The sequence below is a fragment of the Xanthomonas arboricola genome, assembly GCF_002940665.1.
GTDB lineage: Bacteria > Pseudomonadota > Gammaproteobacteria > Xanthomonadales > Xanthomonadaceae > Xanthomonas > Xanthomonas arboricola_B.
Genome location: NZ_MIGY01000003.1, coordinates 1,309,376 through 1,334,878, shown reverse-complemented (window position 1 = coordinate 1,334,878; position 25,503 = coordinate 1,309,376). Strand labels below are relative to the sequence as shown.

Genomic DNA, 25,503 nt, shown 5'->3' with positions numbered 1-25,503 from the left:
CCCCAACCCCTCTCCCGCCGGGAGAGGGACTTAAACCGGGGCGATTTACCTGCCTGCGCGTTAGCGCACCGCCAGGGCCGCGGCAATGCCGACGAAGATCGCCAGGCCGACCCAGTTGTTGTGCAGGAAGGCGCGGAAGCAGGGGCCGCGTTCGCGATGGCGGGCGAGGCGGAACTCGTAGGCCACCAGCAGCACGGCAATGCCCAGTCCCGCCCAGTACGCGGTGCCGAGACCGGCGCGCAGGCCGACCAGTGCCAGCACCGCAACCATCGCTGCATACAGCAGGCCCTGCGCGATCAGGTCGAACCTGCCGAACAGGATGGCAGTGGACTTGCTGCCCATGCGGATGTCGTCCTCGCGGTCGACCATCGCATACCAGGTGTCGTAGGCCGTCGCCCAGAGGATATTGGCCGCATACAGCAGCCAGCCCAGCAATGGCACGCTGCCCTGCACCGCGGCGAAGGCCATGGGGATGCCCCAGCCAAAGGCCATGCCCAGATAGACCTGGGGCAGGTGGGTGTGGCGCTTGAGATAGGGATAGCTGGCGGCCAGGAACACGCCCGGCACGCTCAGGGCCACGGTCAGCCAGTTGAGCGTGAGCACCAGCGCGAATGCCACCAGCATCAGCATCACAAACACCCACAGCGCCTCGCGCCCGGACACCGCGCCGGTGGCCAACGGGCGCGACTTGGTACGCTCCACGTGCGGGTCCAGCCAGCGGTCGGCATAGTCGTTGATCACGCAGCCGGCCGAGCGGGTCAGCCAGACCCCGGCGGTGAACACGAACAGCGTCCACAGCGGCGGCAGGCCACCGGCGGCCAGCCACAATGCCCACCAGGTAGGCCACAGCAGTAACAGGCTGCCGATCGGACGATCGCCTCGGACCAATTTCCAGTACTGCCCCAGCCGCTGCGGCCGGGTCAGCGCGGGCGCTGTCGGCAGCTGTTCAATGCCATGCTTGCTCATGTTGCAAAGGGTAGCAGCGCGGCGCGGCTGCGGTCATGCGCTGGTCAATGATCGAGCCAGGCATCGCCCAGCCTGTCAGGCGGCTCTACGACGTCGTGCCATGCTGGCCTGTACGGACGCTGGATCCGGGTTGAGCCCCGCTCGGCAGCCCGGTGGTGCCCAACAGCCGTTCGGCAGGCCCGCAATGCGGCTGTCACGCGCGCGGCGGCGGTTCTGGCATAATGCCCGACCAGGCGCTCGTAGCTCAGCCGGATAGAGTAGTGGCTTCCGAAGCCATTGGTCGGGGGTTCGAATCCCTCCGGGCGCACCAGATCAAGGCACATCGGCCCGCTGCAGTGACACTGCAGCGGGCCGATGGCATTTCTGGATCAGGGTCTGGACGCCGGCTCGCGCATCGACACGTCGTTGCACTGCGATGCCACCCGGTGCATCGGTTGGCGGGGGGCGCCTGGCGCCACCCTGCCGAGGCGCGGATCAGAGCATTTCCGGCGGCGGTGTGGTGGCCTTGGCGTGCTGCTTGCCGCGCGCGTGTTCGATGGCGGTGCGCAACTTGCGCGCGGCGCCGGTGACCGCCGAGGCGGTGGTGTCGGCGCTATTGGTGGCCGCGATCGGCGGCAGGCCGGCGACGTGCGCCTCGATGCTGCAGGTTCGATCCGCCGCGCCGCCGCGTTGGCCATTTTCATCGCGCAAATGCACCTCGACGCGGGTGATGTCGTTGGCGAAATGCGCCAGCTGGGCGGAGCAGGTCTTCTCGACATGCTGCACGACGGAGGGGTCATGCGGCACGTGCTTGTCGGTCTGGATCTGAATCTGCATAGAGTGTCTCCTTCGCGGTCATCCGCTGCGTCTGTCGTAGCGGTGACTCGATTCTGCGACAGCGCACCGTTGCCGCAAGGTGACAAGCTGCACCGCGTTCATGCGCAGGTCGGAATGTCCGGCAGGCATGCCCACTGCAACGGCCGGCACTGTAGGTTGGATCGCGGAAAAACCTCCAATCGCACGGTGGCAATCGTTCCTGGCGAGCTTTGCCAGGCTGAACCCTCGCGGCAGCTTCGATCTGCCTGGCTGGAAGCAGTGGCTTAAGATGCCCGCACCGCGCTGGTTTGCGCCTGTCCGATGTCTGCCTGTGTCTAAATACCGAGTTGCCCCGGGTGCCCATCGCGGCGTACTGCAGCGCGTGCTGTTGCTGGTCGCGTTGTGGATGGTGTGCGTGGGCGCCGCCGTGGCGCAGGACGACGACACGCTGCTGGAGAACGCACAGACTCAGCTCGACAGCATGCAGAAGGTGTTGTCCCAGGCCGACGCGGGCATGGAGCAGGCCGATACCGAGCAGCTCGGCAAGCTGACCGACGATGTCGCCGGCGCGCAGCGACAGGCGCAGGATCTGGTCCGCACGCTGGAGCAACCGCTCAAAGATCTCAACGGGCGACTGGAGGGGCTCGGTGTCGCGGCGCAGAACGAACCGGCCGACCTGGCAAAACAGCGCAGGGCGCTGATCAAGGAGCGCGATCAGCTCAATGCCGAGTTCATCCGGGCCACGCTGCTGGTCTCCAATGCCAAGGACCTGGCCGACCGGCTCGAACGCGAGCGCGTGCAACGCTTCAACGTGAAGCTTTCCACGCGAGTGGCCTCGCCGTTGTCGCCGACATTGTGGAATCAGATCGGGCAGCAATGGCCAGACGATCGTGCGCGCCTGCGGGCGTTGTCCGACAAGACGGTGCAGATGCTGCAGGCAGGCGTCGCAACCAACGGCGTGGGCGGGCTGATCACCAGTGCCGTGGTGGCATTGCTGCTGGCACTCCCGCTGCGCATCTTCCTGCGCCACCTGGGGCGTCGCTATGCGGCCTCGCGTGCGCCGGGTGGACGCCTGCGACGCTCGGGGCTGGCACTGTGGTTTCTGCTGGTCGGCACGCTGAGCCTGGGGGTTGCGGCATTCGTGCTGGTCGAAGGTATCCGCGCGCTCGGCGAGCTGCCCGACGATCTGGACCAACTGCTGACCGGATTTATCGCCGTCAGTGTGGTGGCTGCCTTCGTCGGTTCGCTCAGTGCCAGCCTGTTGATGAAACACCAGCCCAGCTGGCGCCTGTTCCCGCTGGACGATGCCACCGTCGACCGCCTGCGCGTGCATTGCCTGGCCACCGCGGCAGTGATCTGGTTCAGCGGCATGGCGATGAAGGTCAACGAGGTGGCCGGCAGCAGTCCCGCGTTGATCACCGCCACCGATGCACTGGCCGCGTTGCTGTACGCAGGGTTGATCCTGTCGGCGCTGGCCGGGCTGAGTCTTTCCTTGCGCGCGCATGCAGCAAATGCCGGGGTGGCCGATCCGGACGGCGACGCGCCGCCGCCGGTGGTCTCGCGCGGTGGCGGCTTCATCGTGCTGATCCGCCTGTTGGGCCATCTGGCCGTGATCTTCGCGCTGATCGCGGCCTTGTTCGGCTATCTCAATCTGGCGTTGTTCGTGGAGCGGCAGATCATCTGGATCACCCTGGTGTGCAGTCTGCTCGGCGTGTTGGTCGTCTTTGCCGACGATCTGATGACCTGGCTGTTCAAGCCGGACGGACGCTTCAGCCGGGCGTTGTCGCATGCGCTCAGCATCGGCAGCGGACGCCTGGTGCAGCTCGGGCTGCTGATATCGGCGGCGACCCGGGTGCTGCTGGTGCTGCTGGGCATCGCGGTGCTGCTGACGCCGTATGGCGCCAACATCAGCGTGGTTACCGACTGGGCGGAGAACATCGCCCACGGCATCACCATCGGCAAGGAGCTGGTGATCACCCCGGGCGATGTGTTCAGGGCGTTGTGCGTGTTCCTGCTTGGCATGGGACTGGTGCACGTGGTGCAGCAATGGTTGCTCAACACCTATCTGCCCAAGACCGAGCTCGATGACGGTGCGCGCAATTCCATCAGTACGGTGGCGCGCTATCTGGGCTGGCTGATCGTGGTGGTGTGGGGACTGACCGCATTGGGCCTGGATCTGAAGCGGCTTGCGCTGGTGCTGAGCGCGCTGTCGGTGGGTATCGGTTTCGGTCTGCAGGCGATCACGCAAAACTTCGTGTCGGGCCTGATCCTGCTGGCCGAGCGGCCGGTGAAGATCGGCGACTGGGTACGCATCGGCGACCAGGAAGGCGACGTGCGCAAGATCAGCGTGCGGGCGACCGAGATCCAGGTCGGCGACCGCTCCACCCTGATTGTGCCCAACTCGGAACTGATCACCAAGAGCGTGCGCAACATGACCCTGTCCAACCCGATGGGGCGGGTGCAGCTGCAGTTCTCGGTGCCGCTGGAAACCGACGTGGCAAAGGTACGCGACATGCTGCTGGAGCTGTTCGCTGAGCACACCAAGGTGCTGGCCGATCCTGCCCCCTCGGTGTTCATCGATTCGCTGGCCGGCGGGCACGTCAATTTCAATTCGTTCGCCTATGTGCGCAGCCCGCGCGATTCGTATGGGGTGCGCAGCGAGCTGTTCTTTGCGCTGTTGCAGCGGATGGAAACGGTGGGCATTGCGTTGCAATCGCCGCAGGAAATCCGCTTCAGCCGTGCAGGTGCTGCGGTGGCGCGCGATCCAGCCGATGGCACACCTGCATCGGAAGATTGAGTCGGCGCGTGGATGCCGTGCGCTGGAAAGGGCGCTGCAGTGGGGCTTCGGATCTGCCGCGCTACAACTGAGTTATCCGAACCGTCCAACCGTTCCAAACAACCGGGATTTCGAGTGTTGGCGTTGTTTAGATACGGTCAAACGCTTAGGTCAAAAGCGTGGTTGGTCGAGCGTGCGGTGCCCTCACCGTTTGCGGGACACGCCGTGAATCCGTCCGTGGAGGCTCCGTGGCGGCATCCATGCCGCCAAGGGTCCCGCAAGCGGTAAGGACACCGCACCAGAAAGTCGCTCGGCTGCTTTTTTGAAAGCGTGTTGCCCGGTTTGCATGGCACTAGGCAGATGAGAGATTTGTAGCCGCGTGTTGAAACCTGTTTCTGCTTGGTTTTCGACGAGACGCCGGTCGGACGCACAGTGATCCGAACAACGCACGTCCTGCTTTGCTTGCGCCATGCACACCGACCATCCCGACAGGTCCTTGCCCGCCCGCCGTCGCGGGACCTTACGCGGCATGGATGCCGCGTAAGAGCCTACACGGACGTACTTGCGGCGTGTCCCGCGATGGTGGGCGGGCGGGGACCCGGCAGCCAGGCCACAGATCGCACGCTTCGACGTTGCTCTTGGGCTTTGCCTTTGCCTTTGCCTTTGCCTCATCCAAATCGCCCGGCCTAGGACCCGAATGGCGGCCAGACTCAGGAGCGATCGGCGACCTGGGTCTGCTTCACCAGGGCCAGGTCGTCCACGCTGACGTCTTCGGTGTAGTCCAGCCAGGCGCGGATTTCCAGATCGTCCACCGCATGTTCCAGGCCCACCGGCATGCGGATGCGACCGGCCGCATCGGGCACCACCCATTGCTGGGCCAGCACCACCTTGCGCTCCGACGAGACTGCCTCCACCCAGAAGGCACGGGTGGGCCGACGCTTGGCGTACAGCTCCAGCATGTAACGCCCGGCCTCGGTCTTGCGCGCGGCCTGGGTGAGCATGATCGGCTGGCGCACGCGTGGACGCGGGCCTTGCTGGCTGGCCTCCAGCGGCGCGTCCACAGCGATGCCGCGGGTCAGGTCCGGGTCGCGGTACAGCTTCATGCTCTGGTGGCGGTCGACCACCAGCGCGCACCAGTCGCCATCGGCCGAGCCGTCCTCGAGCGCCGTGCAGCGATCCACATACGCCAGCGTGCCCTCGGTGCGGGTGCGGTCGAACTGGCGCGAGGTGTTTTCAAGATAGACGGTTTTGAGATTGGTGTCGTCGTCGTATTCCAGCAACACCGGCGGGCGCACCTGCTGCACGCCCACCACCACATCGCCATTGCCGTTGATGCGCAGCATGCGGGTGCTGCGCCCGGTCCATAGCGTGCGTGCGTAAGCGAGATAGCGCGGGTAGTCCTTGCCGCTGTCGCGGCTGGCCGCAATGCTGGCGCTGGGGGACGCATCGCGGGCCAGCAGCGAGCGGCCGAAGCCCAGCGTGCGCATGCCCGGCTCCAGCAACTGCAACAGCGTCGCCCCCGAATCCAGCGTGCTGCCGGCGCGCGTGACCACTTGCTGCGGGGCGATGTCCTTGCCCAGGAACAGCAGCAGGTTCTCGCGTTTCTGCTTGGCCAGCACATCGCTGAGATCATTGGGCATGGCCAGGTGATCGGAGGCGATCACGATGATGGTGTTCTTGCCATAACGGCTGTTGCGAATGCGCGCGACCAGCTCGCCGATCAGCCGGTCGCTGCACTTGATCGCATGCAGCAAACCGATATCGCCCAACGCGCTGTCGTAGTGCTGGCCCTTGCACGCCAGCGGCAGGTGTCCGGCAGGATGGTGGGTGTCCATGGTCAGCGTGGTGAGCATGAACGGCTGGCCGGCGCGCGACAGCGTCTGGAAGCTGTCCCAGGCATCGTCCAGCAGCACATCGTCGTGCACGCCCCAGGCGGAAAAGTGTTTTGGCGCCACGCCCTTGTCGCGGAAGTAGCCGACGTCGTGCACCACATCAAAACCATGGCTGGACAGGAAACTGCCCTTGCCGGCAAAGCTGGCATCGGCGCCACCGACATAGTGATTGCGGTAGCCCTGGTCCTTGAGATAGTCGCCCAGGCAGCGCGCTTCCGGCAGGAACAGGCCCATGCGGCCCATGCTGTTCTCATCGCCGGGCGCGGTGGTCAGCGGCACGCCGCACATCGAGGCGACCATGCCGGCGATGGTCCAGCCGCTGCCCTCGGTGGAGGTGAGGTTGCGCACGTCCACCGCCTCGCCGGCCAGCGCGCGCAGGTTCGGCATCAGGCCGGGAAACACGTCTTCGTCGAAATAGGTGCGTTCCAGACTCTCGCCGTAGATCCACACGATGTTCTTGCGCTTCTGCAGGGGCTGCTGCGGCACCAGATATTCCGGTACCACGGTGGCGTAATCCACCGGGCGCAACTGGTAGTACAGGCGTTTGCCATCGCGGTACAAGGGGCTGACTGCAATGCTCACCAGCAACATCGCCACGAAGCCGCCGAACACCGCGTTGCCTCCACGTGGGCGACGAAAACGTTGCACCCTGAGCAATACCAGCGGGCTGAGCGACAGCAGCACCATGCCGATAAACACGGCGATATAGCCGGAGAAATCGCTGACGCCGGCACCGTCCATGTCCGCGCGCAGGTGATACAGCGTGGCAGCATTGATGCCGTCGCCGCTGAGCCGATCCACCAGGCCCCAGGCACTGAGCAACAGCAGCAGCAACGACAACAGACCGGCCTTCAGCCACGCCAGACGCGGCGAGGCGACCAATAGCCAAAGCAGGAGCAACAGCGAAAACAGCAACATCCAATGCATGCGGCAGCGTCCGTGGGGGAATGATGCGAGCGCGTACCGGACGCCTTGCCCGCCATGTCCTGTGCGCCACACTCAATGTGACGCCCGGATGACAGACTATGCCGCGTTGAAGCTGACTGAAATGTTTGTTGGCGTCGAGCGTTTGCCGCAACGCGTGCGCTCACGATCGCCTGGTCGCGGTGGCGATCGACGGAGGCGGGCGGCATCTGCATTCCGCACCTGGCGCGCTTCTCGCACATGGGCGACGTCGCGATAACGCCACATCGCCCGATCCACTTTGACAGCCTGACGCGGCGGTTTCGGCGGGCGACGCCGCATGAAGCCATGTCGCGCCCGGGTGCGCTCCTACGCGGAGGTGTGGTTTGTGTGTAGCGCTATCGATGCCCGCGTTCTTCGCGCGCACGTACACGGCGGTCGAACAGCAGGGCGCTGAGCACGATGCCCAGGCCCAACACGACACCGAGCAGGAACAGCAGCATCGCGATCGCCGGATAGCCCCACAGCTTCAAGCCGGTTTCGATACGCATCATCTGCGCCGAGGCCATGATCAGCGCCGCAGTCACGATGCCGGCCGCCACGCGGTTGGCGATCTTCTGCAGGCTTTCCATCAGATGCGATTCTTCCAGCCCGGTGACGCGCATCTGCAGGCGGTTCTCCGCCGCCAGCGACAGGATCTCGGACATGCGGCGCGGTCCTTCGCGCACCAGATGCTGCAGTTCCATCGCCTCGCTGGCCAGATTGGCGGCCGACAGCGACTTTTTCAGGCGCGCGCGCATCACATGCTGCAGGTGGCGCTCGACGATGCGGCGCGTGTCCAGGTGTGGCGACAGCGTGCGGCACACGCCTTCCAGGTTCAACAGGGTCTTGCCGAGCAGGCTCAGCTCCGGCGGCGTGCGCAGGCCGTTGGCGGTGGCGATGCGCACCAGATCCAGCACCACGCGACCCTCGGAGGTGGTGTCGTGCGCGGCGTACCGGGCGATCATCTGCCCGGTTTCGCGCTGATAGCGGTCTTCGTCGTAATCCTCCAGGCGTGTGCTGAGCGCGATGGTCTCTTCGGCGACTTCCTCGCCACGGCCATCGACGGCGGCGAACAGCAGCTTGAGCAGACGCTCGCGCAGGCGCGGCGGCACGTGCGCCACCATGCCCAGGTCGAAGATCGCCAGGCGCCCGTCCTGCAGCACCCGCAAGTTGCCCGGATGCGGGTCGGCATGGATCTCGCCATGCACGAACATCTGGTCCAGATAGCCCTTGACCAGTTCTGCGGCCAGCTTGTCCATCGGCTGTTCGGTGCGGCGCAGGCCGGAGATCTTGTCCACGCGCACGCCCTCGGCCAGCTGCATGGTCAGTACCTTGCGGCTGCTCAGGTCCCACACCGGTTGCGGAATCCACAACAGCGCAAACGGCTTGAGATGCTTGCCGAAGCGCACCAGCGTCTCGGCCTCGTCTTCGTAATTGAGTTCGGCGCGCAGGGTCTTGCCAAATTCGCCCAGCCAGTCGGCAAAGCGCACGCGCCGGCCGATGCCGGTGAGGCGGTCGGCGGCGGTGGCAAAGCTCTTGAGCACGTCCAGGTCCGAGCGTACCTGGGCGGCGACCTCGGGCTTTTGCACCTTGATCGCCACCGGGGTGCCGTCGCGCAAGGCGGCGCGGTGCACCTGCGCCAGCGAGGCGCAGCCCAGCGGCACCGGATCGAAGAACGAAAACGCCTTGTTGACCGACACCCCGAGTTCTTCTTCGATGATCTGGCGGATGCGTTCCACCGGCACCGAACTGGTGTTCTCCTGCATGCGCTCCAGTGCCGTGGCGAACTCCGGCGGCACGATGTCCGGGCGCGTGGACAGCATCTGGCCGAGCTTGACGAAGGTGGGACCAAGCGCTTCCAGGTCGGAGACGAACTGGTCGGGCGTGCCTTCGGCGGGCACTTCGTATTCGTTGATCGCGGCCGGATCCAGGTTCATGCCGGCGAACACGCCCGACCCGCGATACCGCAGCAACAGGCGCAGGATCTGCGTGCGACGGCTCATGCCGCCCACCACGCCGGTGTCGGCCGGGATCGCGGCCGGGGCCGGTGTGCGGTACGGGTCGTTCGGACTCAAGGCCATCTCCGGCGGTCGTGCAAGAGCGCGAGTGTGGCCAGCGGCGGGTCGTCAGGCGGTGAATCCAGGCATGTGGCCACGGCGCAGGGGTGTGCGGCGCGAGGTCAGCGGGCATGGCCGGTGCGTGCGGCCGGCGGGGGTCGGCATCACGCCTCGCCGGTCGGCAATGGCCTGCAACGGTCTGCCATTACTCCATACGGGTGCAGGATCGGCGAGAATCCACTGCCACCCACGAAGGATCTCCGCATGGCCGGTGCCAGCCTGTTCACCCTGCTCGACGACATCGCCACGCTGCTGGACGACGTTTCCATCCTGACCAAGGTCGCGGCCAAGAAGACCGCCGGCGTCCTTGGCGACGACCTGGCGCTCAACGCGCAGCAGGTCACCGGTGTCACCGCCGACCGCGAGCTGCCGGTGGTGTGGGCAGTGGCCAAGGGCTCGCTGATGAACAAGGTGATCCTGGTGCCGGCGGCGCTGGCGATCAGCGCCCTGGAGGCCTGGCTGCGCGGGCGCGGCTACAACATCCCGCTGGTGATGCCGCTGATGATGATCGGCGGTGCCTATCTGTGCTTCGAGGGCGTGGAGAAGCTGGCGCACAAGTTCCTGCACGACGAGGAAGACGAAGCGCAGCGGCATGCCGAGCGCACCCGCGCGTTGGCCGACCAGAATGTGGACGTGGTGGCGCTGGAAAAGGACAAGGTCAAGGGCGCCATCCGCACCGATTTCATCCTGTCGGCGGAGATCATCGTGCTGTCGCTGGGCGTGGTGGCCGGGGTCTCGTTCGGGCAGCAGGTCGCGGTGCTGGTGGCGATCGCGCTGGCGATGACCATCGGCGTGTATGGCCTGGTCGCGGCCATCGTCAAGCTGGACGACCTGGGCCTGTACCTGACCAAGAAGGGCGCAGCGTTGGCTGCGCTGGGTCGCGGCATCCTGGTGGCCGCCCCGTGGCTGATGAAGTTCCTGTCGGTGGCCGGCACGCTGGCGATGTTCCTGGTCGGCGGCGGCATCCTGGTGCACAACATCCCGGCGCTGCATCACATCGTGCAGGACCTTGCCAAGTCGGCCGGCAGCCTGGGCTGGTTGGTCGATGCACTGGGCAACATGCTGGTCGGCGTGATTGCCGGTGCGATCGTGCTGGGCGCGGTGATGCTGTTCCAGAAGCTGCGCGGGAAGCCGGCGGCGCACTGACGCCGTAATGCGGCGGGCCGGGAGAGCACCTGGCTGCCGCACTGCAGCGGCTGGTCGTGATCGGGGCCCGGCAAGGCAATCGAAGAACCTCCGGCGCATCTGGGTTGTGCGCCGGGTGCCTGGTCCGACCGATCGACGCTGCAGACCGGGGTGTGCGGGGCTAATCCGCGCTGATCACCCGATTCTTGCCGGCAGCCTTGGCCTCGTACATGGCGCGGTCGGCACGGCGGATCACATCGTCCTGGGCTTCGTCGAGATGGCGCAGCGCCACGCCGCCGCTGAAGCTGACGAACACGCGCACGTCGTCGTGCAGCAACGAGCGTTGGGCCAGGGCGCGCTGCAGGCGGATCACCGCCGCGCTGGCTTCGAAGATGGTGGAGTCCGGCAACAGCAGCACGAACTCCTCGCCGCCGAAGCGGGCGATGGCATCGGTGGTGCGCAGCACCGACCTGGCCACGTCCACGGTGTGGCGCAGCGCGGCGTCGCCGCCGGCGTGGCCGTGGGTCTCGTTGAGACGGCGGAAGTCGTCCAGATCCAGCATCGCCACGCACAGCGGTTGCCCGCCGCGCTGGGTGCGTGCGGCCTCGCGCTGGAACAGCTCTTCGAAGCCGCGCCGGTTCAGCGCGCCGGTCAGCTGGTCTTCGCGTACCAGGCCGGCCACGTCCTTGAGCTCCTGTTCGAGCAAGGCGATGCGCTGCTCGGAGTCTTCGACCTGGCGACGTGCGGCCAGCAGCTCGTCGCGCGCGGCCAGCGCCTGCGCCTGCACGCCGGCAGTGTCCTGCAACACGTCCTGCAGGAGCCGGTTGAGGTCGGGAATGCTGCGGGCATCGCCGATCGCCTGCGAATAGCCGGCAACGCGGTCGTGGTATTCGCCGGTACTGGTGGCCATGCCGTCGAGCCGCTCGACGAAGGACACCATCATCTCGCGCATCGCGGTCTTGGAGTCGGCAATGCCCTGCTTGAGCAGACCCTGTTTATAGATGACCTCGCGCAAGGTGCCGCGCGCCTGCTCGATCGAGCCGACGTCCAACGGCCCGGAGATCAGCTGGCGGACCACCGAGATCTGGCCCTGCAGCCAGCTACGATCGTCGAGCAGTTCGCCAACGTTCTCCAGCAACAGGTCGAACAAGCCGAGCAGGAGATTCTGCTGCTCGCTGGCATCTTCGGCACGTAGGCCGATCTGATGACTCAGTTCGCGCAAGCGTTGTTCCAGGGTGATCAGCTCATGGCCGGGACGCCAATGGCGCAGTGCCGAGGCCAGGGTCTGTGCTTCTTCGGCCAATTCCGGGCTGCGTTGCAGCAGCGTGGCCAATGCATTGCCCAGCGCGTGACGCAGCAGGTCGCGCAGTTGTTCGGCTTCGGTGCGTCCTTCGGCCAGCGAATCGCCGGTATCGATGGTGCGGATGTACTTGTCGATCAATTGCCGCAAGGCGCGACCGTAGCCTGGCCAGTCGCCGGCCGCATAGGCCGCGCTCAGGCGCACACCCATGTCGCCGAGCTCGCCGTGCAGGCTGGTGATGCCCTCTGCAAAGGCCAGCAGCAAGGCCTCCGGATGCGCGGCATGCGAGAACAGGCGCATCAGCAAGGCGGTGGCGGCGGCCGGGTCGTGCGCGCCGGATTTGTTCTTGGCCGGCACCAGCTGATGCGCGGCCAAGCCGTGCCCGCTGCGCTCGCTGCCGATCACGCTGGGCAGGGCGGCGGCCGGGCGTGCGCTGTCCGCGCCGCCCCAGGGCAACAGGCGGCGCAGCCCGCCACGTGGGCGGCTTGGAAGTTCAGGCTGGTCTGCCATGCGCCGGGATCTCGGAAAGTCTTGATGCTCTCGCTGGTTATCGGCGCGCAGGCGTTGTGCTTAAGCGGTCTGGACAGGTCTGGGCTGGTCCGGCATGCCCGCCGATGCCAGGGAGTGGGCGATGCGCAACCTGCGTGCATGCCTGAACAAGTCAGGCGGGTGATGGCGGGCGCCACCGTCATCGCCCGCTTTCGGTGCGTTTCAACGATCGCGCACCACGGCAGGGATGTCATCGCACTGCAATGCGCCGCTTATGCCAGTGGGCATGCATAACCATGCGCATGGGCATGTCGGTGTCGCGGAAAAGTCAGCACGTATTCACGCATATTTTATTTGCCCGGGGTGTAGATTCGTCCCAAGGACAACGTGGAGTACGCGCGTTGGCCCCGCTCCTCATTCGTAGCAGGTCGTCTGGCTGAATCGGCAGATGATGGTTGTCGCTTCGCTGTTTTCCGTCTCCACCCACTTTACGACGGACGTTTAGATGGTTGCCATGATGCCGCTTCACGCCACTACTGCACGCTTCGAGCGCAGCACGATGCTCCCCACTCTCAAGAAGAGCGGGCGACCGCGTGATGCACGCGGTCGCTTCATTCGCCATCACGAGCGCCTGCCGGTGTCGCCGGCCGATACCCGCGGTGCCTTGTTTGTGGTGTCGGAGATGGCGGACTTCATCAAGGCTGGCGGTCTGGGCGATGTGGCTGCGGCGCTGCCACGCGCGCTGCGCCATCGCTACGACGTCCGGGTGCTGATCCCTGGCTACCGTGCGGTGCTGGCGCGTGCGGGCAAGGTGGAGATCGTCGGACGGGTACTGGCGCACGCCGCATTGCCGGCCTGCGACATCGGTCGCATCGTGCAATCGGACGGCCTGCCGATCTACATCTTGCTGTCCAAGGAGCTGTTCGAACGCGATGGCTCGCCGTATGTGAGCACCAGCGGCTCGGAGTTCGAAGACAACGCGATCCGCTTTGCCACCTTGTCGCATGCTGCCGCGCAGATCGCTGCCGGCCATGCCGGGCTGGGCTGGAAGCCGCGCCTGCTGCACCTCAACGACTGGCCGTGCGCGCTGGCTGCTGCCTATGTGCGCTGGTCCGGCGGCACCACGCCGTGCCTGTTGACCATCCATAACCTGGCCTACCAGGGCCTGGTGCCGTATTCGATGGCCGCTGCGCTGGGCATTCCGGCCGAGCGTGTGGCCGAGCTGGAGTTCTACGGGCAGATGTCGTTCCTGCGCGGCGGCATCGTGCATGCCGACCACGTCAACACGGTCAGCGTCAGCTATGCCCAGCAGATCACCGGCCCGGCGCAGGGCTGCGGCCTGGACCGCCTGCTGGCCGGCCGCGCCGCCAAGGGCGCGCTGACCGGCATCGTCAACGGCATCGACGCCAGCTGGGACCCGCGTACCGACGAATATCTGGACACGCACTTCAGCGTCAATCAGTGGCAGGGCCGTCAGGCCAACGCTGCGCAGGTGCGCAAGGCCTTCGGGTTGCGCGAGAGCACCGGCCCGCTGTTTGCGGTGGTATCGCGGCTGGTGCACCAGAAGGGCCTGGACCTGATTTGCGAGGTCGCTCCGCAGATCGTGGCGGCCGGCGGCCAGATCGCGGTGATCGGCGGCGGCGAGCCGGAGATCGAGCAACAGGTCGCCGAGCTGACCCGGCGCTATCCGGGCCAGGTCGGTGCCTTCATCGGTTTCGAGGAAGGCCTGGCGCGGCGCATGTTTGCCGGCGCCGACTTCCTGCTAATGCCCTCGCGCTTCGAGCCGTGCGGCTTGAGCCAGATGTATGCGCAGCGCTTTGGCTGCCTGCCGATCGCGCACGCCACCGGTGGTCTGATCGACACGGTGGATGACGGCGTCACCGGCTTTTTGTTCCAGCACGCCAGCGTCGAGGCCTTGCGCCGCTGCCTGGAACGCGCGTTTCGCACCTTCCGCCTGCCCAGCCTGCTGTCGGCGATGCGCCGCGCGGCGATGCTGCGTCCCAGTGGCTGGGACGTGGCCGGCAAAAAATACCTCTCGCTGTACGAACGCACCGCCGCGACCGCTCCCGCGTTCGCGACGGTGTCATGAGCGAACGGCTGGGCGTGCAGGGGCAGGAGACGGAAGCGACGGCGGTGACCATGGACGGGATGTCTGATCCAGTACAGCGCGTGCAGGCGCTGGCCGATGGCCTGCCTGCCGATGCATTCGCGGTATTGGGTTCGCATCTCCAGGCAGACGGCCGCCGGCTGGTGCGCGTGCTGGCGCCCGGCGCCGACGCCCTGGGCCTGATCGATCCGCGCGGCAAGTTGCTGGCGCGCATGCAGGCCGGCCCGGTCGATGGCGTGTTCGAGGGCACGCTGGCGGTCGAAGGCCCGTATCGGCTGCGCATCGTGTGGCCGGACGTGGTGCAGGAGATCGAAGACCCTTACGCCTTTGCCGCCACGCTGGACGAATCCACCCTGCTGCAGATCGCTGCCGGGGACGGCCAGGCAGTGCGTCGCGCCCTGGGTGCCCAGCACCTGCGCGACGGCGATGTGCCCGGGGTGCGCTTTGCGGTGTGGGCGCCGCACGCGCAGCGTGTGGCGGTGGTGGGCGATTTCAATGGCTGGGACGTGCGCCGGCATCCGATGCGCCCGCGCATCGGCGGCTTCTGGGAGCTGTTCCTGCCGCGCGTGGAAGCCGGAACGCGTTACAAGTACGCCATTACCGCTGCCGATGGCCGCGTGTTGCTCAAGGCCGACCCGGTGGCACGCCAGAGCGAGTTGCCGCCGGCCACCGCCTCGGTGGTGCCGGGCGCGGCAGCGTTTGCCTGGACCGACGCCGCCTGGATGGCCGCACGCGATGCCAGTGCCGCGCCGGCGCCGCTGTCGATCTATGAAGTGCACGCCGCGTCCTGGCGGCGCGATGGGCACAACCAGCCGCTGGACTGGCCGGGGCTGGCCGCACAACTGATTCCTTATGTGCAGCAGCTCGGCTTTACCCATATCGAGTTGCTGCCAATCACCGAGCATCCGTTCGGCGGCTCCTGGGGCTATCGGCCGCTAGGGCTGTATGCGCCGACTGCGCGCCACGGCAGCCCGGATGGCTTTGCGCAGTTCGTCGACGCCTGTCATCGCGCCGGCATCGGCGTGATCCTGGACTGGGTCAGCGCGCACTTCCCCGATGACGCACATGGCCTGGCGCAGTTCGACGGCGCCGCGGTGTACGAGCATGCCGACCCGCGCGAAGGCATGCATCGCGACTGGAACACGCTGATCTACAACTACGGTCGGCCCGAAGTGACCGCCTACCTGCTGGGCAGCGCGCTGGAGTGGATCGACCACTACCACCTCGACGGCCTGCGCGTGGATGCGGTGGCCTCGATGCTGTATCGCGACTATGGCCGTGCCGAAGGCGAGTGGGTGCCAAACGCGCATGGCGGCCGCGAGAATCTGGAAGCGGTCGCCTTCCTGCGCCAGCTCAACAGCGAGATCGCCACGCGCTTTCCCGGTGTGCTGACCATCGCCGAAGAGTCCACCGCCTGGCCGGGCGTGACCGCGCCGATCAGCGCGGGCGGCCTGGGCTTCACCCACAAATGGAACATGGGCTGGATGCACGACACGCTGAGCTACATGCAGCGCGATCCGGCCGAGCGCGCGCAGCACCACAGCCAGCTCACCTTCGGCCTGGTGTACGCGTTCTCCGAGCGTTTCGTGTTGCCGATCTCGCACGACGAAGTGGTGCATGGCACCGGTGGCCTGCTCGGGCAGATGCCAGGCGACGACTGGCGGCGCTTTGCCAACCTGCGCGCGTATCTGGCGCTGATGTGGGCGCACCCGGGCGACAAGCTGCTGTTCATGGGCGCCGAATTCGGCCAGTGGAACGACTGGAATCACGACCAATCGCTGGACTGGCATCTGCTCGACGGCGCCGCGCATCGCGGTGTGCAGCAACTGGTCGGCGATCTCAACGCCACATTGCGCCGGGTGCCGGCGTTGTATCGCGGCACGCATCGCGCCGACGGTTTCGACTGGAGCGTGGCCGACGACGCGCGCAACAGCGTACTGGCGTTCATCCGCCACGATCCCGATGGCGGCGCCCCTTTGCTGGCGGTGAGCAACCTCACCCCGCAACCGCACCACGACTATCGCGTTGGCGTGCCGCGTGCCGGCGGCTGGCGCGAAATCCTCAATACCGACAGTGCCCATTACGGTGGCAGCAACCTCGGCAACAGCGGTCGCCTGGCGACCGAGCCGATGGGCATGCACGGGCACGCTCAACGCCTGCGCCTGACCCTGCCGCCGCTGGCCACGATCTATCTGCAAGCGGAGAAGTAAGAATGAACGAGCGCAACGACACCACGCCGGCATGGGGTGCATGGCCAGCGGGTGAGGGACAGGTGCGCTTCGCGCTCTGGGCACCGGACGCCGGGAGCGTGGACGTGGTCTTCGACGACGGCGCGCGCGTCGCGTTGCAGGCCGCGCAGGATGGCTTCTTCAGCGCGGTGATCGCCTGCGCGGCGAATACGCGCTATCGCTACAGCGTCGATGGCGGCGAACCGGTGCCGGATCCGGCCTCGCGCTGGCAGCCCGAGGGCGTGCACGGCTCCAGCGCCGTGCAGCGCAGCGATGGCTACGCCTGGCAGAACACCCACTGGCAGGGACGGCCGTGGGACGAGGCGGTGATCTACGAATTGCACGTCGGCAGCTGCGGCGGCTACGCCGGCGTGCAGGCGCAACTGTCGCAGCTGGCGGCGATGGGCATCACCGCGATCGAGCTGATGCCGCTGAGCGCATTTCCGGGCGCGCACAACTGGGGCTACGACGGCGTGCTGCCGTACGCGCCGGTGGAAGCCTATGGCACGCCGGATCAATTGAAGGCCCTGATCGACGCCGCGCACGGACACGGCTTGATGGTGTTGCTGGACGTGGTCTATAACCACTTCGGCCCGGACGGCAATTACCTGCACAGCTATGCCGCCGCATTCTTCAACGAGGACAAGCCCACCCCGTGGGGCGCAGCGATCGATTTCCGCAAGCCGCAGGTGCAGCGTTACTTTCTCGACAATGCGCTGATGTGGCTGCACGAATACGGCTTCGACGGCCTGCGCCTGGATGCGGTGCATGCGATCACCCCGAATGCCTTCCTGGATACCTTGCGGCAGACCGTGCAGGCCAGCCTGCCGGCCGGCCGCCATGTGCATCTGGTGCTGGAAAACGAGGCCAACCAGGCCTCGCAGCTGCAACGCGGTTACACCGCGCAATGGGACGACGATTTCCACAACGCCCTGCATGTGCTGCTGACCGGCGAAGCGGAAGGCTATTACGCCGCCTTCGCCGACAAACCCACCCAGCACCTGGCGCGTGTGCTGGGCGAAGGCTTCGCCTACCAGGGCGAGCCGGACCCGCGCGGGCATGTGCGTGGCGAGCCCAGTGGGGCGCTGCCGCCGCACAAGTTCGTGGTCTTCGCGCAGAACCACGACCAGATCGGCAATCGTGCACGCGGTGAGCGGCTGAGCGTGCTGGTATCGCCGCAGCGCCTGCGTGCTGCGCTGGCACTGACCACGCTGACGCCGATGATTCCGCTGTTCTTCATGGGCGAGCCGTGGGGCGCCACGCAGCCGTTCCTGTTCTTCACCGACTTCGGCCCGCCGCTGGACGATGCGGTACGCGAAGGGCGGCGCCGCGAATTCGCGCATTTCGCCGCATTCGCCGACGAAGCGCAGCGCGCCACCATCCCCGATCCGAACAGTCACGACACCTTTGCCGCCTCGCGCTCGCCGATCGAGGACGCCGCGCAGGGCGAAGGCGTGCAGTGGACAGCCTGGTTCAAGGCGCTGCTGGGCGTGCGTCGGCAGTGGCTGGTACCGGGGCTTGCACAGGCGCGCGCGGTGGGCGCCAGCGTGCTGGCCGACGGTGCAGTGACCGCCAGCTGGGAATTGCCCGACGGGCTGTGGCATATCGCCTTCAACGTCGGCGCCTCGGCGGTGCCGATGCCGCCGCTGCGCGGCCGCGTGGCGCATGTCGAAAACGTCGCTGCCGACGCGCAGCAGTTGCCGGTCGATGGCTTCATCGCCTGGCACGAGGCGCGCCCATGAGCACCCGCGATCTGAGCAGAAGCGATCTGCATGCGCTGGCCGGCGCGGCCGGGGTGATGGTGGACTGGGTGGATGCCAGCGACCAGCCACGGCAGGTGTCCGATCACTCGCTGCATGCGGTGCTCACCGCGCTGGAGCTGCCCGCCGGCACCGCTGCGCAGCGCCAAGACAGCCTGCGTCGCTGCAAGGCGCAGGCCACCGAGCCGGCGCCGCTGCTGACCGTGCAGGTGGCCGGGTTGCTGCCGGTATCGGTTGCCGCCAATGCCAGCGGCCGTTGGCTGGACGACAGCGGCGCCAGCGAGCCGGCGCATGCCGATGCGCAGGGGCAGGTGCGTGCGCCGCAGCGCTTCGGCTACTGGACGCTGCAGATCGACAGCCTGACCCAGCAGGTCGCGGTCGCCCCGCAACGCTGCTTCAGCGTGGCCGATGCCTGCGGCCTGCCGGCACCGCGTGCCTGGGGCATGGCGCTGCAGGTGTACTCGGCGCGCAGCATCGACGACGCCGGCATCGGCGACGCATCGGGCACAGTGGAATGGGTGCGGCATGCCGCACTGGCCGGTGCCGATGCCCTGGCCCTGAGCCCGGTGCATGCCGCACGCCCGGTCACCGGCGGCTACAGCCCGTATTCGCCCAGCGACCGGCGTTTTCTCGATCCCCTGCATGCAGCGCCAGTGCGCGTATTGGGCGAGCTCGCGCTGGAGGCGATCAACGCGGTGCCCGGCCTGCGCGAGCGCTTCGATACGCTGCACCACAGCGCCCTGATCGACTGGCCGGCCTCGGCGCAGGCTAAGTTGCAGCTGCTGCGTCATCTCTATACCCGCGTGCCCGCCGACCACCCCGATCTGCTTGCCTTCCGCAGCGAGGGCGGCGATGCGCTGGCGGGTTTTGCACGGTTTGCCGCGCAGGATTTCGGCGATGGCGATCCGCAGCTGCACGTGTTCACGCAATGGCTGGCCGCGCGCAGCTGGTCCGATGCGCAACGGCAGGCGCACGAGCGCGGCATGAAGATCGGTTTGATCGCCGATCTGGCGGTCGGCTTCGATCCCAATGGCGCCGAAGCCGCCGCGGCCGCCGACACCGTGCTGCGCGGCCTGGTGCTGGGCGCGCCGCCGGATGCCTTCAATGCGGACGGCCAGCACTGGGGCATTGGTGCGTATTCGCCCACCGCGTTGCGGCGTAGCGGCTATGCGCCATACATCGCGCTGCTGCGCGCGGTGCTGCGCGATCGCGGCGGCATTCGCATCGACCATATCCTGGGGTTGTTGCGGCTGTGGGTGGTGCCGGAAGGTGCCAGCTCCAACGAGGGCGCGTATCTGGCCTATCCGCTGCACGATCTGCTCAATCTGCTCGCGCTGGAATCGTGGCGGCATCGGGCGATCGTCATTGGCGAAGACCTCGGCGTGGTGCCGCCGGGCATCCGCGAGGAACTGTCGCGGCGCGGGGTGATGGGCATCGATGTGTTGATGTTCACCCGCGACGACGACGGCGCCTTCGTCTCGCCGGCGCTGTGGCGGCCGGACGCGGTGGCCACCACCACCACGCACGATCTGCCCACCCTGACCGGCTGGCGCGAAGGCCGCGATATCGACTGGCGACGCAAGCTGGAACTGATCCAGCCCGCGCAGGCCAGCGATGACGCCACCGCGCGCAGCAAGGACCTGGCACGCCTGGATGCGGCAGTCGAACACGCCGGCCTCAGCGCGGCGGAGGACCCGCTGCTGGGCGCGCTGCGCTTCACCGCCACCAGCGTGTCGCCCCTGGCCTTGCTGCCGGTGGAAGACGCGTTGGCGCTGCAAGAACAACCCAATCTGCCGGGCACCGTCGAGGTCCATCCCAACTGGCGTCGACGCCTGCCCGATCCCTTGCCGCATGCGCGCCTGAGTACGGCGCTGCAGGGCTTTGCCGAGGCGCGTCGCGTCGCGGCCGTTTCGGAACCGCATCCATGATCGAGCTTCGCGCCACCGCCCGCCTGCAACTGCATGTCGGCTTCACCCTGCACGATGCGCTCGCGCAGGTGCCGTATTACTCAGGGCTTGGCATCAGCCATCTGTACCTGTCGCCGATCGGCACTGCGGTGCCTGGCTCGACACACGGCTACGACAATATCGACCCGGCCGTGGTCAATCCCGAACTCGGCGGCGAAGAGGCGCTGATCGCCCTGTCGCAGGCCGCGCGCGAACACGGCATGGGCCTGATCGCCGACATCGTGCCCAACCACATGGCCACGCACGCGGACAACGCGTGGTGGTGGGATGTGCTGCGCAACGGCCGCAGCGCCAAGCATGCCGACTGGTTCGACATCGACTGGCGCGCCCCGGGCCGCGACGGCAAGTTGTGGCTGGCGGTGCTGGACCGCCCGTATGCCACCGCACTGGCCGAAGGCCTGATCACCCTGGTGGTCGAAGACGACGGCAGCGCGGCACTGGCGCATTACGACCAGCGCTACCCGATCCGTCCGCAGACGCTGGAGGTGCCGGAAAAGGCCGCACGTGCGCAATGGCTGCGCGACTACAACGACGGCGCCAAGCGCGGCGATGGCCGTCTGCACAAGCTGATCGAACGCCAGCCGTACCGCTTGAACTGGTGGCGCGTGGGCAACGACATGCTCAACTACCGTCGCTTTTTCGATATCACCTCGTTGGTGGCATTGCGCGTGGAGCTGCCGGCGGTGTTCGACGCGGTGCATGCGCTGCCGCTGCGGCTGGTGGCCGAAGGCCATCTGGACGGCTTGCGCATCGACCACGTGGACGGGCTCACCGACCCCACCGGCTACGTGCGCAAGCTGCGCAGCCGGCTGGATGCGGCCGGCCGCACACGTGGCCTCAAGCCCGGCACGCTGGGGCTGTATCTGGAAAAGATCCTGGCGCCCGGCGAAGCCTTGCCGGCCGACTGGCCCTGCGATGGCACCACCGGCTACGACTTCATGGACCAGGTGGGCGGCGTGCTGCATGATGCGGCCGGCTTCAAGCCACTGGCGCGTGCCTGGCAGAAGGTGAGCGGGCGCAGTGGCGACTTTGCTCAGGAAGAGCGCAGCGCACGCGACGAGATCCTGCGCGGCCCGCTGCAGACCGAATTCAATCGCGCCGTGGGTGCGTTGTCGGCCTTGGCGCGACTGGACCCGCCTACGCGCGAGTTCAGCCCGCAGATGCTGGCGCGCGGCCTGTGCGTGTTGCTGCGCTGGTTCCCGGTGTACCGCACCTACGCCGGTGCCAAGGGCGTGACCGGCAGCGAAGCCGAGCGCCTGCGCGCCACCGCCGCGCGTGCGCGCGAGGGCATGCCGGAGTCCATCGTTGCGGCCGTCGACGCGATCGAGCGCTGGCTGCTCGACGATGCCGGCGCCGACCGCGCACAGGTCGCCTTGCGCCGCATCCTGCGTCGTCGCGTGGAGCAGTTGTCCGCACCGCTCAATGCCAAGTCGGTGGAAGACACCGCGTTCTACCGGCATGGCGTGCTGCTGTCGCGCAACGAGGTCGGCAGCCATCCGACCCACTTCGCCAACGACGCGGCCGAGTTCCACGCGCAGAATCTCGAACGCGCCAAGCACTTCCCGCGCGCGTTGCTGGCCACCGCCACGCACGACCACAAGCGCGGCGAAGACCTGCGCATGCGGCTGGCGGTGCTGTCCGAGCAGCCGCGTTGGTGGATCGAGCAGAGCAGCCAGTTCGATGCCTTGACCGAGACGCTGGACTCGCCGGCACTGGCCGGGGGCGACCAGCAGATGCTCTGGCAGACCCTGGTGGCCGCCTGGCCGATCGGCCTGGGTGCCGACCAGACCGAGCCGCTGGCCGAGTACGCCGAGCGCATTGCGCAGTGGCTGCTCAAGGCGGTGCGCGAAGCCAAGCTGCACACCAGCTGGACCGATGGCTCGCCCGCCTACGAGCAGGCCGTGCAGGCCACCGTGGAGCAGGTGCTGTGCAGCCGCTCCGGGTTGCCGCTGCGGCGTGCGCTGCTGCGCGCCAGCAACCATATCGCCGCCGCCGGTGCGCGCAGTGCGCTGGTACAGACCACGTTGCGCCTGACCGTGCCGGGCGTGCCCGACCTGTACCAGGGCACCGAAGGCTGGGATCTGTCGCTGGTGGATCCGGACAACCGCCGCCCGGTCGACTATGCGCAGCGCCAGCGATGGCTGGCGCAGGCGCGCGACTGGAACACGCTGCTGCGCAGCTGGCGCGATGGCGCGGTCAAGGCACGTCTGACTGCACTGCTGTTGCAGTTGCGGGCCGAACATCCGGCGCTATTTGCGAAGGGCGATTATCAACCGTTGGCCGTGGCCGTCAGCGGCGATGCACAGGTACTTGCGTTCCGCCGCCAGTACCGCGGCCAGTCGCTGGTGGTGGCAGTGACGCGGCTGGGTGCCGGCAACGCAGGCGATGGCGACCTGCCGCTGCTGGTGCCGCCGGCCAGTTGGGGTCAGGCGTCGTTGGCATTGCCGCACGCCACGTACCGTAATGTGCTCGATGGCAGCACGCTGCAGCCACAAGGCGGCCGCGTGGCGATATCCACGCTGTTTGCACGTGCGCCAGTGGCAGTGTTGTTGACCCCCTAAGAGAACGTACGCAATGAACGACATGGAACGGCAAGCGCGGCTTCGCCAGTTGGCACAGGAGATCTGGGAGGCCGAAGGCCGCCCGGACGGCCACGCAGACCGGCATTGGGCCATGGCCGAGCGCCTGGTGGATGCCGAAGAACGCGCCGCCGAGCAGGCCGGCCTGCCGGCGACTGCACGCCAGTAACGGTCCCTCTGTCACCTTGCATGGTGCACGCTGCAGGCGGCACCGTGTCGGGGTGAGCGTATACAGGCACGCAGGCACCCGCATTCGCTCAGCGTTTTGAGTTCACCGTTCTCAGGAGTTACCGATGGCCACCCGCAAGCTCACTCAGCGCTCGCGCATCCGCGAAGGCCGTCCCAACCCGCTCGGCGCCACCTGGGATGGCCTGGGGGTCAATTTCGCGCTGTACTCGCGCAATGCCACCCGCGTGGAGCTGTGCCTGTTCGACGAGCGTGGGCGCGAGCAGGAGCGCCTGGCGCTGCCCGAGTACACCGACGAGGTCTGGCACGGCTATCTGCCCGACGCACGCCCCGGCCAGCTGTACGGCTATCGCGTGCACGGACCGTATGCGCCCGAGGCCGGGCATCGCTTCAACCACAACAAGCTGCTGCTGGACCCGTATGCCAAGCAGATCGTCGGCGAGCTCAAATGGGCACCGCATCTGTTCGGCTACACCATCGGCCACCGCGACAAGGATCTGAGCTTCGATCGCCGCGACAGCGCCGCATTCATGCCCAAATCTGCGGTGATCGACCCGGCTTTCACCTGGGGCCAGGACCGCCCGCCGCAGACGCCGTGGAACCGCACGGTGATCTACGAAGCGCACGTGCGCGGGCTGAGCATGCTGCATCCGGCAGTGCCGCCGGAAAACCGCGGCACCTTCTCGGCCCTGAAGACCGACGAGCTGATCGACCATATCAGCTCACTCGGCGTCACTTCGGTAGAGCTGCTCCCGGTTCACGCCTTCGTCGACGATCAATATTTGCTTGAAAAAGGCCTGCGCAACTACTGGGGCTACAACACGCTGGGGTTTTTCGCACCGCAGGCGCGTTACATGGCCACGCGCACCGTGGCCGAGTTCAAGCAGATGGTGGCGCGGTTGCATCACGCCGGGCTGGAAGTGCTGCTGGACGTGGTCTACAACCACACCGCCGAAGGCAACGAGCTGGGGCCGACGCTGTCGTTCAAGGGCATCGACAACGCCAGCTACTACCGCCTGGCCGATGATCGCCGCTTCTACATCAACGATACCGGTACCGGAAATACCTTCGATCTGACCAATGTCGGCGCGCTGCGCATGGTGATGGATTCGCTGCGTTACTGGGTGCAGGAAATGCATGTCGACGGCTTCCGTTTCGATCTGGCCAGCATCCTTGGACGCGAGCGCTACGGCTTCGACCCGTCGGGCAGCTTTCTCGATGCGGTGCGCCAGGATCCGGTGCTGAGCCAGACCAAGCTGATCGCCGAGCCGTGGGACATCGGCCCGGGCGGTTACCAGGTCGGCAATTTCCCCCCGGGCTGGGTGGAGTGGAACGACAAGTTCCGCGACAACGTGCGCGCGTTCTGGCGTGGCGAGGGCGGTCAGCTGGCCGAACTGGCCACGCGGCTGACCGGCTCGGCCGACCTGTTCAACCACAGCGGCCGCCGCCCCACTGCGTCGGTCAATTTCGTCACCGCGCATGATGGTTTCACCCTGCGCGATCTGGTCAGCTACGAAGGCAAGCACAACTTGGCCAACGGCGAAGAGGGCAGGGACGGCAGCGACCACAATATCTCGGCCAATTACGGGGTCGAAGGCGACACCAACGATCCGGCCATCAAGCAACTGCGCCGTCAGCAGATGCGCAACCTGCTGGCCACGTTGTTGCTGTCGCAGGGCACGCCGATGCTGCTGGCCGGCGATGAGTTTGGCCATAGCCAGAATGGCAACAACAACGCGTATTGCCAGGACAACGAACTGACCTGGATCGACTGGACCGCCGCCACCAAGGCCGCCGCCGCCGATCAGGCTGCGTTCGTGCGGCGGCTGATCCGTATCCGCCAGCGTTATCCGCTGCTGCATCGCGCCCGCTTCTTCGATGGCAAGTTCGACGAAGCGCTGGGCCTGAAGGATCTCACCTGGCTGGCACCGGACGGCCACGAGATGGACGAAGCCGGTTGGCACGACCCGGAAGCGCGCGCGCTGATGTTGCGGCTGGATGGTCGTTCGCCGACCACCGGCTTGCGCGAGATCGCCGCCAACGTGACCTTGCTGATGCTGATCAATGCCGCCTCCACCGGCGTGTCGTTCACACTGCCGGCGATGCACGACGAACACTGGCGCGTGCTGATCGATACCGCGCGCCATGGCGGGCGCGTGGTGGCCGGCGGCAGCGAATGGAAGGCGCCGGCGCACTCGCTGACCTTGCTGGCAGTGGAGCGCGATCGCATCGCCAGCAGTGCGCGCATCGTTTCCGAGGGTGCGCGCTGAT

14 protein-coding genes and 1 tRNA gene are annotated in these 25,503 nt (G+C 67.0%); 10 read left to right on the top strand and 5 right to left on the bottom strand.

Translation table 11 applies throughout. The features are described from left to right. Positions 1-60: 60 nt before the first annotated feature. Positions 61-966, bottom strand: a complete 906-nt coding sequence (gene ubiA / locus XarjCFBP7645_RS19525; protein WP_104538754.1) for a 4-hydroxybenzoate octaprenyltransferase — start codon at positions 964-966, stop codon at positions 61-63. Positions 967-1,199: 233 nt separating this feature from the next. On the opposite strand from ubiA, the gene XarjCFBP7645_RS19520 reads away from it, so the two are divergent. After that, a tRNA-Arg gene (locus XarjCFBP7645_RS19520) sits at positions 1,200-1,276 on the top strand. 164 nt (positions 1,277-1,440) lie between these two features. On the opposite strand, the gene XarjCFBP7645_RS19515 is transcribed toward XarjCFBP7645_RS19520, so the two are convergent. Continuing rightward, entirely contained in the window at positions 1,441-1,782 is a 342-nt protein-coding gene (locus XarjCFBP7645_RS19515; RefSeq protein WP_104538753.1) for an HPF/RaiA family ribosome-associated protein, read from the bottom strand. A 268-nt stretch (positions 1,783-2,050) separates the two neighbouring features. Here XarjCFBP7645_RS19515 and XarjCFBP7645_RS19510 point away from each other — a divergent pair, with 268 nt between their 5' ends. After that, positions 2,051-4,558: a DUF3772 domain-containing protein gene (locus XarjCFBP7645_RS19510; RefSeq protein WP_181126393.1), complete on the top strand. Its 2,508-nt coding sequence runs from the start codon at positions 2,051-2,053 to the stop codon at positions 4,556-4,558. Between the two features lie 689 nt (positions 4,559-5,247). Here XarjCFBP7645_RS19510 and XarjCFBP7645_RS19505 read toward each other — a convergent pair. Both XarjCFBP7645_RS19505 and XarjCFBP7645_RS19495 read right to left on the bottom strand, forming a co-directional pair. Further along, a complete protein-coding gene (locus XarjCFBP7645_RS19505) occupies positions 5,248-7,356 on the bottom strand; it encodes a phosphoglycerol transferase I (protein ID WP_104538751.1) in 2,109 nt (702 codons plus the stop codon). Positions 7,357-7,730: 374 nt separating this feature from the next. Beyond that, positions 7,731-9,455: an ABC1 kinase family protein gene (locus XarjCFBP7645_RS19495; RefSeq protein WP_104538749.1), complete on the bottom strand. Its 1,725-nt coding sequence runs from the start codon at positions 9,453-9,455 to the stop codon at positions 7,731-7,733. A gap of 240 nt (positions 9,456-9,695) precedes the next feature. On the opposite strand from XarjCFBP7645_RS19495, the gene XarjCFBP7645_RS19490 reads away from it, so the two are divergent. Beyond that, entirely contained in the window at positions 9,696-10,637 is a 942-nt protein-coding gene (locus XarjCFBP7645_RS19490; RefSeq protein WP_104538748.1) for a DUF808 domain-containing protein, read from the top strand. 160 nt (positions 10,638-10,797) lie between these two features. Here the strand turns inward: XarjCFBP7645_RS19490 and XarjCFBP7645_RS19485 are convergent, their stop codons facing one another. After that, positions 10,798-12,426, bottom strand: a complete 1,629-nt coding sequence (locus XarjCFBP7645_RS19485) for a GGDEF domain-containing protein (RefSeq protein ID WP_104538747.1) — start codon at positions 12,424-12,426, stop codon at positions 10,798-10,800. Positions 12,427-12,910: 484 nt separating this feature from the next. Between XarjCFBP7645_RS19485 and glgA the strand changes: the two genes are divergently transcribed. The 7 genes from glgA to glgX all read left to right on the top strand — a co-directional run bounded on the left by glgA (position 12,911) and on the right by glgX (position 25,502). Beyond that, positions 12,911-14,494: a glycogen synthase GlgA gene (glgA, locus tag XarjCFBP7645_RS19480; RefSeq protein WP_104538746.1), complete on the top strand. Its 1,584-nt coding sequence runs from the start codon at positions 12,911-12,913 to the stop codon at positions 14,492-14,494. After that, a complete protein-coding gene (locus XarjCFBP7645_RS19475) occupies positions 14,491-16,722 on the top strand; it encodes a 1,4-alpha-glucan branching enzyme (protein ID WP_104538745.1) in 2,232 nt (743 codons plus the stop codon). The genes glgA and XarjCFBP7645_RS19475 overlap by 4 nt, the downstream gene beginning before the upstream one ends. 2 nt (positions 16,723-16,724) lie before the next feature. After that, complete coding sequence (gene treZ / locus XarjCFBP7645_RS19470; RefSeq protein ID WP_104538744.1) at positions 16,725-18,482, top strand: malto-oligosyltrehalose trehalohydrolase; 1,758 nt, start codon at positions 16,725-16,727, stop codon at positions 18,480-18,482. Beyond that, positions 18,479-20,428, top strand: a complete 1,950-nt coding sequence (malQ, locus tag XarjCFBP7645_RS19465; protein WP_181126392.1) for a 4-alpha-glucanotransferase — start codon at positions 18,479-18,481, stop codon at positions 20,426-20,428. The genes treZ and malQ overlap by 4 nt, the downstream gene beginning before the upstream one ends. After that, entirely contained in the window at positions 20,425-23,028 is a 2,604-nt protein-coding gene (treY, locus tag XarjCFBP7645_RS19460) for a malto-oligosyltrehalose synthase (RefSeq protein WP_104538743.1), read from the top strand. Before malQ ends, treY begins: the two co-directional genes overlap by 4 nt. A 13-nt stretch (positions 23,029-23,041) precedes the next feature. Further along, on the top strand, positions 23,042-23,215 hold the full coding sequence (locus XarjCFBP7645_RS19455; RefSeq protein ID WP_104538742.1) for a DUF2934 domain-containing protein: 174 nt from the start codon (positions 23,042-23,044) through the stop codon (positions 23,213-23,215). A 124-nt stretch (positions 23,216-23,339) separates the two neighbouring features. Next, positions 23,340-25,502, top strand: coding sequence for a glycogen debranching protein GlgX (glgX, locus tag XarjCFBP7645_RS19450; RefSeq protein WP_104538741.1), 2,163 nt, complete (start codon positions 23,340-23,342; stop codon positions 25,500-25,502). Position 25,503 lies beyond the last annotated feature (1 nt).